The sequence below is a fragment of the Chenggangzhangella methanolivorans genome (assembly GCF_042648545.1).
Classification (GTDB): Bacteria; Pseudomonadota; Alphaproteobacteria; order Rhizobiales; family Methylopilaceae; genus Methylopila; species Methylopila methanolivorans.
This window is the reverse complement of sequence record NZ_JBHRXS010000020.1, coordinates 13478-27194: the sequence shown is the minus strand read 5'-3', so window position 1 is coordinate 27194 and position 13717 is coordinate 13478. Positions and strand designations below refer to the sequence as shown.

Here is a 13717-nt window from a genome sequence, read left to right as displayed (position 1 = left end):
AAGACAATCATTGGGGCGACGTCGACGAGAACGGCGAGGGCGTCGTGAAGATCACTGGCTCCAGCAGTTCGTGCGTCAGAGCGGGCCGGGCGGCGGCCATGCGTTCGAGAGCGAGATCCTGGATCCGGGCCCGCGGGCCTTCGCGTTCACCTTTGGCTGAGGGAGGCTGACATGACGAGTTCACGCATCAAGGCTGCCGGCGTCGTCGCGGCGATCGCACTTTCGGCCGCGACTGGCCTTTCGGTCGCGCGATGCTCCGCCGAGGAGGCGGTGGCGATCCCCGCGCCCGCAATCGACGCGCCGGCCGGCCCGGGCCTCGAAACCGCGGTGCTGGCGGGCGGCTGCTTCTGGGGCGTGCAGGGCGTGTTCCAGCACCTCGAGGGCGTCACCGAGGCGATGTCCGGTCATGCCGGCGGCGACAAGTCGACGGCGCAATACGAGGCGGTCGGCGGCGGCGCCACGGGCCACGCCGAGGCGGTCCGCGTCACCTTCGATCCGAAGAAGGTGACCTACGGCAAGATCCTGCAGGTCTATTTCTCGGTCGCGCATGACCCGACCCAATTGAACCGGCAGGGCCCGGACCGCGGGACGCAGTACCGCTCGGCGATCTTCGCCGCGAGCGCCGAGCAGGCCAAGGTGGCCAAGGCCTATATCGCTCAGCTCAATCAGGCCCGCGTCTACGACGCCGCGATCGTCACCAGGATCGAGCTCGGAAAGTCCTTCTATCCGGCCGAGGCCTACCACCAGGACTATCTGACCCTGCATCCCAACCAGCCCTACATCGCCATCAACGACATCCCGAAGGTGAAGGCGCTGCAGACGATGTTTCCGGACCTTTACAGGACCAAGCCGACCCTGGTCGCCGCGGCGACGAACTGACGCCAGTCACAGCGCGACGATCGCGTCCGCGACCGGCGTCTCCCCCTCGGTCAGCTCCAGGATCCGTCTCGAGATCCGCGGCGCATGGACGAGCGCCGCAAGCGTCTCCGCGACGTCGTCGCGCGGGACGGAGCCGTAGGTCAGCGCGGGGCCGATGCGGATCCTGCCTGAGCCCGGATCATCGGTTAGCGTTCCGGGGCGGAGGATGATCCAGTCGAGGTCGCTCTCGGCGAGCTCCATGTCGGCCTGCTTCTTGACCGCCATATAGTGCTCGAACGTCTCCGAGAGCTGTTTGTGGCGGCCGGCTTCCGGGAAGGCCGAGACCAGCAGGAACCGCGAGACGCCCGCGAGGCGCGCGGCCTCGATCGACTTGGTGAGGCCCTCGCCGTCGATCGCGGTCGTCATGGCCGCGCCGCCTTCGCCCGCGGCCCCCGCGGAAAACACCAGCGTGTCTGAGCCGGAAACGGCGTCCGCAAGCTGCTCAGCGCTCATCGCCACGAGGTCGCCATGCGTCGCCCCGACACCGAGCGCCTTCAGCCGCTCGCCCTGCTCTTTGCGGCGGTAGAGCCCGTCGACCACGTCGCCGTGGGCCGCCAGTTTCGCTGCTAGGCGCGACCCGACATTGCCCGCGATCCCGACGATGAAGGTCTTCATGGAAGGTCCTCTCCGTTTGAGTTCACTGAGCGGCCGGCGAACGAGCGCCGGCCGCTCCCGTTGACGCTCAGGCGTTCAGGCGCGCGATCAGCGCCTTGGCGGCGGGCTCCGACGAGGCGGGATTCTGCCCCGTGACGAGCAGACCATCCTCGACCACATAGGGCGCCCAGTCGGCTCCCTTGGAGAAGTCGCCGCCGTTGCGCTTGAGCTCGTCCTCGACGAGGAACGGCACCACGTCGGTCAGCCCCACTGCGTCCTCTTCCGAATTGGCGAAGCCGGTGACGCGCTTGCCTTCGACGAGTGGCGCGCCGCTTCGGGCCTTGGCGTGACGCAGCACGCCGGGCGCGTGACAGACGAGCGCGACTGGCTTTCCGGCCGAGAGCGTGGTCTCGATCAAAGCGATCGAGTCCCTGTCCTCCGCCAGATCCCAGAGCGGGCCGTGGCCGCCCGGATAGAACACCGCGTCGAAGCCGTCATGCGAGACGGAGTCGAGACGCACGGTGGAGGCAAGCGCCGCCTTTGCGTCCGCGTCGGCTTCGAACCGCCGCGTGGCGTCGGTCTGGAAGTCCGGCTCGTTGCTTTTCGGGTCGAGCGGCGGCTGGCCGCCTTTGGGCGAGGCAAGGATGATCTCCGCGCCCGCGTCCTTGAACGCGTAGTAGGGCGCGGCGAGCTCCTCCAGCCAAAAGCCAGTCTTGCGTCCGGTTTCGCCAAGCTGGTCGTGCGAGGTCAGCACCATCAGGATCTTCATCGTCAACTCCTCTTCAGCGGTTCGACCGGCGCCTGTTTGAGTAGACCGGTCGTCTATAAAATTGGCGAAACTCGGCGCGAGTTCCGCCAGGACGTTGCTCCGATCAGCGCGCCGGGAGGTTGAGAGTTCGGCGAGTCGCGGCCATGGCGGCGTCGAAGGGAGCCGGGCTCCGCTCGATCTTCGCCATCAGACTTGCGCCGAGCCAGGTCTGATAGAGGTTCTCAGCGGTGGACGCCGGGGCGTCTTCGACCGAGAGCGACCCTTCGGCGACGCCGGCCGCGATGGCGCCGGTCAGCCGATCGACGATACCGGCGGCGCCGGCTTTGAGCGCGAGCCGCATCGCCTCGGAGAGGTCGGAGACCTCGGCCGCGAGCTTCACTGCAAGGCATTTGCCCTGGTGGTCGAAACTGCCCTGGGTTTCGCGCCAGCCGGCGAAATAGGTCATCAGGCGTTCGGCCTGCGTCTTGTCTGCCGCAGTGAGCGTCGCGTCGAGATCGGCGAGATAGTCCTCGAAGTAGTCCTTCAGGATTGCTTCGCCGAACGCGTCCTTGGAGCCGAAGTAATGATAGAACGAACCCTTCGGGACCTGCGCCGAGACGAGGATCTCGTTCAGGCCGACGGCCGAAAACCCCTTCGCCGCCATTATGGTCGTGGCGGTGTGGAGGATGTGCTGCCGGACGTCGATGGTTTCATGCCCTTGGCTCATGGAGAGCCATATAGAACGAATTAGACCGGTCGTCTAGTGGTGGGCCAGCGCGTTGTGAGCGGGCGTCGGCCTGGGCGGGGTCCGGAGGCGCCGCATGCTCTTCCGGATCCCGCCGCGTTCCGCTCTCCGCCAGGCGCCGAAGCTTCCGGATGATTGAGGTCCGGAACTCTCCTGCGGCGCTATGGACCGTCAGTCCTCGGCGCTGCCGACGATGACCGCCTTGACGTTGGACACCAGACGCCCGCCCTGCTTGTCGCCAGCGATGATCAGCCGGGCCATGCCCTCGGTTTCGCTGAGCGGTTGGCCGTTGCCGTCGGCATAGGCGATAAGAACCTGCTGGGCGCCAAAGTTGGGCAGAAGGTCGGCCACCGCGATGATCGCCTCGTAGCAGTCGGTGGCGCGGACGGCGACGTACTTTCTCAGGATGTCGTTCTTGCGGGTAGGATCGAGCTTGATGACCGCCGCGGCCAGCATGTCGTTGAGCGAGACGCCGGTGTAGGTCTGGGTGACGAGACCCGCGCTGCCCGAGAAGTAGGTCACGGTCACGCGCGAGGACGGAAGCTTCTTCAGGTCCTTGAGCTTGAAGGTCGTCGGGTTCTCGACCTCGCCGCGCAGTTTGAAGCTACTGGAGAACCCGCCGTCGCAGGACGCCGCCTGAGCGGTCCCTCCGAAGGCGAGGGCGGCGAAAGCAACGGCGGCGGCGAGCGTGCGGAAGCGGGTCATCGTCGAATCCTGGAGTGATCTGGGCGCGGTCCGGACGTCGGACGAAAGCGGGCGCCGAAGTGGAGATGATACGGCGACATTAAGATCGTTATGTTTCAAAGAATATGACGGTGCCGTCAATTGCGACCTTCGAGGCGTCGTCGGGACTGATCAGAGGATCAAGGTCGGCGACTGGTTGCCGGCTCCGTCGTCGATCGGCTCCGGGGAGCGCTGCACTCGAGGAGGATCTCGACGTTCAACTCGTGCAGCGCAGCCGCCGCTTCGTCGGGCTGACGCCGGAGGGCGAGAAGGTGCTGGCCTGGGCCGCCAGATCCTGACGGACGACAACAGCCTGAAGGACGGCCTCACGGGCTCGCGCGAGCGGCTTTCCGGCGTGCTCAAGCTCGGAGTGATCCCGGCCGCGCAACGCCAGCGACGTCGCTTCGATCTTCACCCGCCGGAAGCCCCAACCGGCAGGCGGTCGGGGCTCGACTTCTCGGACGCCCGCCGCGCGCTTGGTCAGACCGACGACCGCGCGTCGGCGTGAGGAGATCCGCCCGAACGCGTCCCAAAAAGCACGAGCGCTAGGATCAGGGCCGCCAAGACCCCCGACGACGAGAACCGGCTGAGATCCAGTCCGCCATGATCGAGCGGCTTGGTCAGCAGGTCGCCGAGGGCCGCGCCCAGCGGCCGGGTCAGCACGAACGCGGCCCAGAACAGCAATGTCACGGACATGTCGGTCGCGAGCATGAGAGCCACGATGATGGCGAGCGCCGAGATGAAGATCAGTGCGGCGCCGTCATAGCCGAGGCCCGAGCCGTCGGCGAAATAGTCGCTGAGCGCCGTGCCGAGCATGTTGGAGGCGAGGATCGCCAGCCAGTAGAAGCCCTCGGCTTTGCGATCCACGATGCGCGCGACCGAGATCGTTCCGAGCGTCCGTCGCCAGACGAAGAGCACGACGGCGAGGAAACTCGCCAGAACCGCAACGCCGCCGAGATAGCCCCAGCCGAGCGAGCGGTCTGCGAAATCGGCGATCGTCGTGCCGACGGTCGTGGTGGCGATGACGACGGCCCAGTAGAGGAATGGCCGGTAGCGCTCCGCCCTGATCTGCGCGACGCAGAGCGCAAGGAAGATCCCGAAAAGCACGAACGAACTCGCGGCGTAGCCGCAGTTCAGGCTCATGGAGAGCGCGTCGCCGGCGGTTTTTCCGAGCGTTGTGGCGGCGATCTTGATGATCCAGAAGAGCAACGTGACATGAGGCGTTTTGCTCAGGCCGTCTTCAATCGAACGATGCATGGGACGTCTCCGCAAACTGGGGCGCCGGCAGTGATGGCCGGCGCTCTTCGGTCGCCGAGGATCGTTGTCGATACTTAGATCCGACTTAGGCGGTCGCGCCACGAGCAAGACGAATAAGAATTCGACCGCTTCCGGGATCTGTCCCGGAAGCGGTCGAACATGCAAAACCTGCGCGGCGGCTCGTCGTACGTCGATCAGTCTGGGCGCGCCGACCACTTTGCGAGTTGGTCCGGCGCGCGCGCGATGATCAGCATGGCCTGCGCATGATCGTCGCCGTCGCCCGCCGGCTGCGGTTCGTGCCAGACGATGAGCTTCGGATCGACCCGATCGAGCGAAGACAGCAGCTTGGGGAAGGAATGCGCCCAGGCGCTTGAGCCGATGCGCACCGTGCTGTCCGCAGACTTGAAGTTCACCACCGCGACGGCGCGCGGCCCCATCATGCCGACGATCGCGCCGAAATAGGCGTCGAGCTCGGCCGGCGGCACATGCTGGAGCACGGCGGTGCTGTAAATCAGGTCGGGATTGCGGCGCGCCGCGAATTCGAGAGAGGCTGCGTCGATCGCCGACAGATAGGGACGCTTCTCGGCGACGAGCTCCGGTCCGAGCAAGGTCAGCCCGTCCCTGAAAAAGCGATCGACGACGTCGAGCCCGATGTACCTGCCTGGCTCGAGATGGCGGATGAAATGCTGTCCGACGCGAAGGCTGCCGCAGCCATAGTCCACGCAGACCATGTCGGACCGAAGCGCCCGATCCTCGAACCACCTGAAATAGCGGCGGCCGCGGTTCGAGAACTGGGCGGTTTCGTGCGTCACCGACGCAAAGAGAGGATCCGCCCGGTAGTGACGCAGGCCAAGCGTCTTGTGCGCGCCGCCGCGTTCGAGCCGCAGCGTCGCGCGATGGGCGTAGAAGTCGGCGTAGGTCGCGCCCGGGTTCGCCCGACGCCAGCGCGCGAAGCGCATGTCGGCCAAGGTTCCGGCGGCCCTTCCGCCGATTCCGCGTTCGAAGAAGCGATCCACCGCAAGCTTCGCCGCGACAAACGACCGGGGCCCCGGCTTGGCGTCACGTCGATCGGCGTCCGGCCGCCTTTGTTCGCGCGCCGTCTGGTCGAGCAGCTTCGCGGTCAGCGCGCCGAGATGGACATTGAGCAGGGGCCCAAGCGGGGAACGTCCGACGGGCGTCCGGGAGACGCGCTGGAAATAGGAGACGTCCGGATTGGAGTTGCCTTCCAGGATGACAGGCCCCTCAGGCGTCCAGGCGATGTCCCAACCGACGAGCACGCGAGCGGAGAACACGCGATGCGCGGCGAGCGCGGCTTCCGAAATCTCGCGCCAGCCCTCCAGAATTCGCCCGGAGAGCCGCTCGCCGGTCGCCGGATGGTCGGTGAACCAGCGCGTCGCGGTCTCCGGCGCGTCGCCGGTCATCAGGCCGAACGCGCCGGTCTCGACGTCGATCTCACAGCCCCAGTCGGCGTCCGGCGTCTTCGGCCAGCCGGGCTCGAAGCGGCGCAGCAGCCTGAGCACGCCGTGCGTCGCCTGCGGCTCTCCGCGAGAGTCGAGGCAGGTCATGACGCGGAACACCACCAGGGATTTCTCGGCCAGCGACCCGATGAGGGGATGGTTGCGGAGCTTCGGCTGTATGATCAGCCTGCGGTCGGCGGAGGAGAGCCGAAGCGTTTGAAGGACTTCGGCGAGGTTGACGATGGCGCCGTCGTCCGCGCGGTAGAGGAACCGGCCGGCCCTCTCGAAATTGAACGTGAAGCGCCCGCCGCGGCCTCTGCGATCCTTGACGAAGAGGTCACGATCGAAGTCGTCGCGGGACGCCATCCAGACGAGCGCGCCGTCCTCGACGGTCGCCATGATCGGCGCGGTCGCCACGCCGTGCTCCTCGCACACGCGGAAGAATTCGAGCTTGTCGTTCATGTCGCTCGGCCCGCCCTGGGCGGCGCGCAGCAACTGGATTCGGCGGTTCAGCCCGTTCTTGGTCTCGACGCGGGTGATGGTGGCCTCGAACAGGCCGGGCTCGGGCCGGTAAAGCTCGTGGACGTAATAGCTCTTGGCGTCGACGCCGTGCACGAAGCCCATGCGCAGGAGATCGCCCAGTTGCGCGAGGACGCCGCGGCCATAGACGTCGCGCACCGCGCCCGCGGAGCCCGGCATGAAGCGCGCGATGATCGCGAGGATGAAAAGATGCCGGATGACCGGCAGCGCCAGGATCGGCTGCGGCGCGGGATAGCGCCGGCGGGTCTCGAGGCCGAAATCGTAGAACAGCCTCCGCGCCCTGAGACCGATCTGGTCCGGGGCGAAATGGTAGGATTTCATCGGCGCGATCTGGGTGAGCAGCAGGCCGAGCACGAAGGTGGTCGTGGCTGCGAGCTCCGCCAGATCCTCCGCCTTCGCCATCCCATGGGCAGTTTCGTCGAACCCGAAGGCGTGCAGCGCGAAGTTGAGGCCGACCGCCGCGAGGGTGATCGCAAGGCCCAGGCGCATCACGATCATGACGTAGCGGCGCATGGCGTAGCGGCGGCCGGCGAGAACGATCAGAGAAGCCGCCAGGATCCAGGCGACGTTCGAGAGGCCGACCTCAAGGAGCTTCGGGACGACAGGCGCGACCAGCGGTTCGAGGTGATCTTCGACCGCGATCAGCAGGGTTCCAAGCGCGGCCCAGCCCCAAGCGGCACGCAAGCTGGCGGATCGCCGGTGCGCGACGAGTTGGATCCCTGCGAAGCTCAGTCCGAGCAGCGCCACGAAGTCGTTGCCGATCTCGAAGCCCGACTCGGGCCCGAGCGGCGCGACCCGGCCCGAGAGCGCCAAGAGCGGCAGCGCGAGTCCGAAGGCGAGCAGGAACGGCCCGAACTGGCCGGCGACAGACGTGCGGGGAGCGATCATTGCGCGAGCGCTCCGATGGAGCCGAGCCCGAACATCTGCGAGCTTTCGATCGTGGCTTGGCGGATGTCCGGGTAGGTTCCGTCCCGCGCCGCGATCCATGCGCGCGGCGGATTGGCGACGCTGGCGTTGACGAAGAACATCAGCGACGCCCGCTTGCGAAGGCCCGGCACGTTGCGCACCTGATGGACGAGAGGCTGCATCAGGCCTCCGGTCATGAGCGTCAGGATGCCTCCCGGCATGATCAGCAGCTCGTCGGGCGCGAGATTGGCCGGCTCGAACCGGCCGTCGACCTCGAACTCGAGCCCCGGCTGGCGCGACGTGACGATCGTCAGCAGATGGCCGTCCTCGTGCGCGTCCTGCAGCAGGTCGCGGGTCTCCCGGCCCGGCCGATAGTAGTTGAGCTGGAGGTAGGAGAATTCGGCCGCGTCGATGCGGTCGCCCTCCGGGTCGACGGCGTCGCGCAGGTCGTCGAGCACGCCGTTGGCGAGCGTGGCGTAGAACGGCGCGGCGCGGCAGAGGTCGCCGTGCAGAGGATTTGCGGCGCGCCATCCGGCGATGTCGGGGCGGGTCTGGTTGCGCAGGACGAGCGAATAGGTCTCGTTCAGATCGGGCCGGGAGGCGTCGCCCGAAAATTCGGCCCCGAAGGCGCGGTGGCCCTCCAGGATGTCGGGCCTCGAGAACCTGGCCTTCTCGGCCGCGGTTCGCGCGAAGAAGCCGTCCGCGTCGTCGAACGTCTCGTCGAGACAGGCCTTCATCAGCCCGCCCGTGCGGACGATGGCGTAGCCGGATCGCAGCAGGGTGCTCGACGCGCTGCGGACCGCGTTGGCGAAATCTTTCACTGGGACGACCTCGAAGACTCGAAGGGATTCTGGAGGGAGGGTTTGATCCGGGAGCCGCCGATCGACAGCGCCGAGGCGACGACCGCGCCGAAGGCGGCCGCCGCGGCGAGCGCGCTCAAGGCGACGATCAGCGCCCGTAGGACCGACTGGTTTGGATTGGTTCGAGACCCCATCATCGACGCGCCTTCACCGTTCGTTTCACGCTGCGGCGGAGACTGAGACCGGCGACTTAGGCACGAATTAGCTGGCGGGCGGAGGCGCCGGCTTTTGCGCGCGACGCCCGAAAAGCTCTGAAAAACGAACAGTTCGGAGGCCAAACTGAACAAAAGGAAGCGGCCGCCTGTGAGGGCGGCCGCTGGGTCTGAGGATGCCGGCGTCCACGCGAGGCGGTGGAGGGCGCTATCCCGCCGAGCTCCGCGCCGGCGTTCCCGACCTGACCCGGCCTTTGAAGGTAAGAAAAGCCACCAAGCCGGCGATGCAGAGCAGGAAGCCCACGCTGGTCACGATGGTCCCCCAGCCGAGGCCGCCATATTCGGTAGGCTGCGACAGCAGGTCTCCGAACGAGGCCCCGAGCGGGCGCGTCAGGATATAGGCCAGCCAGAAAGCCGCGACGCCGTTCAGCCGGAATGCGTAATAGGCGCAGGCGATCACCGACACGCTGGCCGCGAACAGCAGACCCGTCGTCAGGTAGCCGAGTTCATAATGTTCAGCGATCAGGTCGCCGACCGCCGTCCCGAGCGCGAATGTGAACAGGATCGCGCTCCAGTAGAACGCCTCGCGACGCGTCGTGAAGATTTCGTGGATCGACAGCGTCCCTTCCGACAGCCGCCAGATCGCGAATGTCGCGGCGAGCGCGAGCGTGAACACGACCGTGGTCGTGGTCAGCGCGACGCCGAACGTGTCGACGAGAGTGTCGGTCGCGAGCGTGCCCACGATGCTGATCATGACCACCGCGAGCCAATAGACCCACGGCACGTAGCGCCGGTGGGCGAACTGCAGCGCGATGGCCGCGACCAGGAACGCGCTCATCACGAGCGACGTCGCGGTCAGGCCCCACCCGAGATTGACGGCGAGGTAGTCCGCGGCGGTTTCGCCCATGGTGACCGCCATGAGCTTGATCAGCCAGAATTCGAGCGTGACCTCCGGGGCCCGGTTGAGCGCCTTGGTCTGGGTCTTGCGGGCGAGCGCCGTCATGACGTCTCCTGTCTGTCGAATGTCGCTTTGGACGGTCAGTTCTTGAGGAGCTTCAGCGCGTCGTCGAAGAAAGCGTCGGCGCGCTTGTCGTCGTCGGCGTTGCAGCGCTCGACGCCCTTCGCCTCGAGCGTCTTGACCGGCTTCATGTCGGCGTCGCCGAGCGTCGTCTTTGCGATCGCCGCGCGCAGTTCGACGAGCTTGTCCTCGCACGGGACTGCGGCCGCATAGGCGAAGGATGCGAAACAGCCGGCCGAGGCGAGGGTCGCGACGGCTGTGGCGAGCTTGATGGTCTTCATTGGGCGTCCGATCGATGGAGGCGCCGTCGACCTGCTCGATGGCGCGATGACGATCGGGATAAGCGGAGCGACTTAGGCGCGACTTAGGGGGCGCGCGAAGCCGCCCGAGCAGATGCTTCGGCTCCTAATCGAGTTATAATTCTGGTCCTGCGATGCTCTGCTGTCCCTGCCGGCGCGTCCGGTTCTCACACAGACCCCAAAGCGATGCGCGCGCTTCTGATTGAAGACGACCGGATGATCGGACCGAGCCTCAAGCAGGCGCTCGCCGACGCCGGCGTGGTGGTCGACTGGGTCGAGGACGCCGCCACGGGCCTTGCCGCTCTCGACACGTCGTCCTACGCCGTCATCCTGCTCGATCTCGGCCTTCCGGACGGCTGCGGGCTTGCGATCCTTGATCGGCTTCGAAAGCGCAACGACGACACTCCGATCGTGATTTTGACGGCGCGCGACGACCTCGAGACCCGGATCGACGGGCTCGACCGCGGCGCCGACGATTTCCTCGTGAAGCCGTTCGAGGTCGACGAACTCAAGGCGCGCATCCGCGCCGCCGTCCGCCGAAACGCCGGCCGCTCCGCTTCGTTGATGGAGTGCGGCGAGCTGACTCTCGACCTCGCGACCCGCGAGGTCGCCTATCGCGGCCAGCATCACGCCTTGTCGGCGCGGGAGTTCGCCCTCATCCAGGTGCTCGCCGAACGACCCGGCGCGGTATTGTCTCGCTCGCAGATCGAGGACCGCATTTACGGTTGGGGCGAGGAGGTGGAGAGCAACGCGGTCGACGTGCTCATCCACTACGTCCGCCGCAAGTTCGACAAGGACATCGTGCGCAACGTCCGCGGCGTCGGCTGGGTGATCCCGAAGGCGACCGCCGGCGCCCTCGCATGAAGTCGCTGCGCGCACGGCTCGCGCTCGCGCTTTTCCTCCTGCTCACCGCGGTTGGGATCGCCGCCGTGGGCGCGGCGTTCCTGGTGGTGGAGAGCGAGCCGGACGAGCTTCTGGACGATCAGCTCCGCCAGATCGCCATGAACGTCGGGGACGTCGCGAGGCCCCTGCCGCCCCCCGACCCGCCGATCGAGGCCGACGACGCGATCCTGATCGTCATTCGCGACGCGACCGGGCGGATCATCCGCCGGTCAGACGACAGCGTCGATCTTCCGGCCACCCAGAAAACCGGCTTCAGCGACGAGGTGGTGAAGGGCGAGGGCTGGCGTTCTTACGCGATCGTGACGGACGACCGGGTCATTCAGGCCGCGCAGCGCGAGCAGACGCGCGACGAGCTCGCCAACGAGGCCGCGATCCAGGCGGTCGCGCCGATCGCGATCCTGATCCCGTTGTCATGGCTGGTGCTCGGGGTGCTGGTGACCCGCCTGTTCCGCCCGCTCGAGCGTCTCACGGACGAGCTTCGCGAAGCTCAGGCCGAGCATGACAGCCCGCTGTCGACCGAGGGGCTGCCGAGCGAAATCGTGCCGCTGGTCGAGCAGGTGAACGGCTTGCTCGCCCGGCAGAACGAACTGCTCGAGCTGCGCAAGCGGTTCGTATCCGACGCGTCCCATCAGTTGCGGACGCCGCTCGCCGCGCTCCAGCTCCAAGTCGGCAATCTTGCGCGGGCTCCGGGCGCTCAGGCCGTTTCGGGCGAGATCGCCGAGATCCGTCAAGGCATCTTGCGGATGAGCCGCCTGACATCCCAGCTTCTTGACCTCGCGCGCGCCGAGGCGCCGCATGATCCGAGCGTCTCGCCTTCGACAGACCTCTCGGCGGCGCTGCGGCAAGTCATCGAGACGGCGCTGCCGCTCGCCGACGAGCGCGGGGTCGATCTCGGGGTTGTGTCCGAGATCGATGCGACCGTGGGATGCCGCGAGCAGGACCTGACCGCGGCGCTGATGAACGTGGTCGACAACGCCGTGCGCTACACCCCGTCCGGCGGCAGCGTCGACGTCTCGAGCGCGCTGGCGGGCGACCGGGTCGAGATCGCTGTTCGCGACACCGGTCCGGGCGTCGCCGAAGACGAGCTGGAGCGTGTGTTCGAACGCTTCGTGCGAGCGGGGCGGGCGACCTCCGGGGGAGCGGGCCTTGGTCTCGCCATCGTCAAGGCGGCGGCGGCGCGATCGGGCATGGAGGTGCGGCTCGAGAATGCGGCCGAGCCGCGCGGTCTCCGCGTCACCATAAGCCTGCCGCTGCCCGCGCCAGCCGCATGAAGCGGGCGCGCGGGCGGGTTCCGGCTGCTTGGGCGTGGCTCGCGGCCGCGTTCGCCGTCCCCACGGCGATCGTCGCCAAGGTCGGCGTGGCGCCCATCGGGTGCAGGAAAGCTCGATGTGACCGAGCTGCGTCCACAGCCTCTCAGACCGCCGTTCGAATCGAGTCCGGAACCAGAGAAAACCGCCGGAGACCGGCGGCCTTCTTCGTTTTGAGAGACTGGAGCAGGCGAAGGGATTCGAACCTTCGGCCCCAACCTTCGCAAGCGATGAATGGCCGTGTCGCGAGGTTGCTTCATGGTTCGCTGCATGACGTCAGGCGCAGCCCCGTCTGATCCGCGCTCATCGACGGGTCGCCCTGCTTCAACGTCCTGTCGCGTCGATGGCTTCGGCGCGCGCATTGCGCCGGATGGCCTGGGGCGGCTGGCCGAACGCGCGCACGAAGGCCCGCCGCATCCGGTTGCGGTCTGCAAAGCCTGTCCGGTCGGCAATGACGTCGATCGGATGGAGGCTGCTCTCCATCAGCTCGCGCGCGGCCTCAACCCTCAGGTTCTCGATGGCCTTGGCGGGCGACTGGCCGGTTTCGGCGTGGAACACGCGGCTGAACTGGCGCGGGCTGAGACGCGCGGCCTCCGCCAAATCCTCGACCGTGAGGGGCTTGTCGAGGTTGCGCTTGGCGTAAGTCAGCGCGCTCTGCACCCGGTCCGACTTGGGCTCCAGCTCGAGAAGCGTCGATAACTGGGACTGGCCGCCCGCGCGGCGATGGTAGAGCACGAGCTTGCGCGCGACCGACCTGGCGACCTCCCGGCCGAGATCCTCCTCGATGAGCGCGAGCGCGAGATCGACGCCCGCGGTCATGCCGGCGGAAGTCCAGACCGGGCCGTCATTGATGAAGATCCTGTCTTCGTCGACGACGCTTTTCGGGAACCGTCTCTGAAGGTCCCGGGCGTGCATCCAGTGCGTCGTAGCGCGCCGGCCGTCGAGCAGCCCTGCTTCGCCCAGCACAAAGGCCCCAGTGCAGATCGCGGCGACGCGGCGGCTTCGGCCGGCGGCGGCGCGCACGAAAGCGATGAGGCCTTCGGTCGAGGGACTGACGAGCGTGCCGCCGCCAATCAGCAGCGTGTCGAAGGCCTCCTCCCCAAAGGGTTCGGTGTCGAGCTTCGCGCCGACGGAGGTGCGGACTCCTCCCCCGCGCTCCGAAACGAAACGCAGGTCATAGGCCGCCTCGTCGCCGACGAGATTGGCGATCTCGAAGGCCGTCACGGCCGCGAGGCCCATGAGCGAGTGGTCCGGATAGACAACGAAACCGATGCGCCTCATCACGCCCTC

General features: G+C 67.2%; 15 protein-coding genes. 3 read left to right on the top strand and 12 right to left on the bottom strand.

The window, feature by feature from the left end; all coding sequences use genetic code 11:
* Positions 1 to 171: 171 nt before the first annotated feature.
* Complete coding sequence (msrA, locus tag ACFOWB_RS25645; protein WP_378150181.1) at positions 172 to 879, top strand: peptide-methionine (S)-S-oxide reductase MsrA; 708 nt, start codon at positions 172 to 174, stop codon at positions 877 to 879.
* 6 nt (positions 880 to 885) lie between these two features.
* Here msrA and ACFOWB_RS25640 read toward each other — a convergent pair whose 3' ends face one another.
* The 11 genes from ACFOWB_RS25640 to ACFOWB_RS25590 all read right to left on the bottom strand — a co-directional run bounded on the left by ACFOWB_RS25640 (position 886) and on the right by ACFOWB_RS25590 (position 10199).
* The gene (locus ACFOWB_RS25640) at positions 886 to 1533 is read right to left on the bottom strand and encodes an NAD(P)H-binding protein (RefSeq protein WP_261401843.1); all 648 of its coding nucleotides are present in this window, start codon (positions 1531 to 1533) and stop codon (positions 886 to 888) included.
* 67 nt (positions 1534 to 1600) lie between these two features.
* Entirely contained in the window at positions 1601 to 2281 is a 681-nt protein-coding gene (locus tag ACFOWB_RS25635) for a type 1 glutamine amidotransferase domain-containing protein (protein WP_261401844.1), read from the bottom strand.
* A gap of 103 nt (positions 2282 to 2384) precedes the next feature.
* Positions 2385 to 2987 carry a TetR/AcrR family transcriptional regulator gene (locus tag ACFOWB_RS25630; protein WP_261401845.1) on the bottom strand — a complete coding sequence of 201 codons (603 nt, stop codon included), beginning with the start codon at positions 2985 to 2987 and terminating at the stop codon, positions 2385 to 2387.
* Positions 2988 to 3176: 189 nt separating this feature from the next.
* Complete coding sequence (locus tag ACFOWB_RS25625; RefSeq protein ID WP_261401846.1) at positions 3177 to 3710, bottom strand: molybdopterin-dependent oxidoreductase; 534 nt, start codon at positions 3708 to 3710, stop codon at positions 3177 to 3179.
* A 235-nt stretch (positions 3711 to 3945) separates the two neighbouring features.
* On the bottom strand, positions 3946 to 4143 hold the full coding sequence (locus ACFOWB_RS25620) for a hypothetical protein (protein ID WP_261401847.1): 198 nt from the start codon (positions 4141 to 4143) through the stop codon (positions 3946 to 3948).
* Positions 4144 to 4208: 65 nt separating this feature from the next.
* Positions 4209 to 4985: a COG4705 family protein gene (locus tag ACFOWB_RS25615; RefSeq protein WP_261401848.1), complete on the bottom strand. Its 777-nt coding sequence runs from the start codon at positions 4983 to 4985 to the stop codon at positions 4209 to 4211.
* A gap of 194 nt (positions 4986 to 5179) precedes the next feature.
* Positions 5180 to 7870, bottom strand: a complete 2691-nt coding sequence (locus ACFOWB_RS25610; protein ID WP_261401849.1) for a sugar-transfer associated ATP-grasp domain-containing protein — start codon at positions 7868 to 7870, stop codon at positions 5180 to 5182.
* Positions 7867 to 8709 (bottom strand): 2OG-Fe(II) oxygenase family protein, encoded by an 843-nt coding sequence (locus ACFOWB_RS25605; RefSeq protein WP_378150177.1) that lies wholly within the window; start codon positions 8707 to 8709, stop codon positions 7867 to 7869. The genes ACFOWB_RS25610 and ACFOWB_RS25605 overlap by 4 nt, the downstream gene beginning before the upstream one ends.
* Positions 8706 to 8885 carry a hypothetical protein gene (locus ACFOWB_RS25600; RefSeq protein ID WP_261401852.1) on the bottom strand — a complete coding sequence of 60 codons (180 nt, stop codon included), beginning with the start codon at positions 8883 to 8885 and terminating at the stop codon, positions 8706 to 8708. Before ACFOWB_RS25600 ends, ACFOWB_RS25605 begins: the two co-directional genes overlap by 4 nt.
* A gap of 223 nt (positions 8886 to 9108) precedes the next feature.
* The gene (locus tag ACFOWB_RS25595) at positions 9109 to 9903 is read right to left on the bottom strand and encodes a COG4705 family protein (RefSeq protein WP_261401853.1); all 795 of its coding nucleotides are present in this window, start codon (positions 9901 to 9903) and stop codon (positions 9109 to 9111) included.
* A 35-nt stretch (positions 9904 to 9938) separates the two neighbouring features.
* Positions 9939 to 10199: a hypothetical protein gene (locus ACFOWB_RS25590; protein WP_261401854.1), complete on the bottom strand. Its 261-nt coding sequence runs from the start codon at positions 10197 to 10199 to the stop codon at positions 9939 to 9941.
* Between the two features lie 204 nt (positions 10200 to 10403).
* Between ACFOWB_RS25590 and ACFOWB_RS25585 the strand changes: the two genes are divergently transcribed.
* The gene (locus ACFOWB_RS25585) at positions 10404 to 11081 is read left to right on the top strand and encodes a response regulator (RefSeq protein ID WP_378150174.1); all 678 of its coding nucleotides are present in this window, start codon (positions 10404 to 10406) and stop codon (positions 11079 to 11081) included.
* Positions 11078 to 12391, top strand: a complete 1314-nt coding sequence (locus tag ACFOWB_RS25580) for an ATP-binding protein (protein ID WP_261401855.1) — start codon at positions 11078 to 11080, stop codon at positions 12389 to 12391. Before ACFOWB_RS25585 ends, ACFOWB_RS25580 begins: the two co-directional genes overlap by 4 nt.
* A 360-nt stretch (positions 12392 to 12751) precedes the next feature.
* Here ACFOWB_RS25580 and ACFOWB_RS25575 read toward each other — a convergent pair whose 3' ends face one another.
* Positions 12752 to 13708, bottom strand: a complete 957-nt coding sequence (locus ACFOWB_RS25575; protein WP_261401856.1) for a GlxA family transcriptional regulator — start codon at positions 13706 to 13708, stop codon at positions 12752 to 12754.
* Between the last annotated feature and the right edge of the window lie 9 nt (positions 13709 to 13717).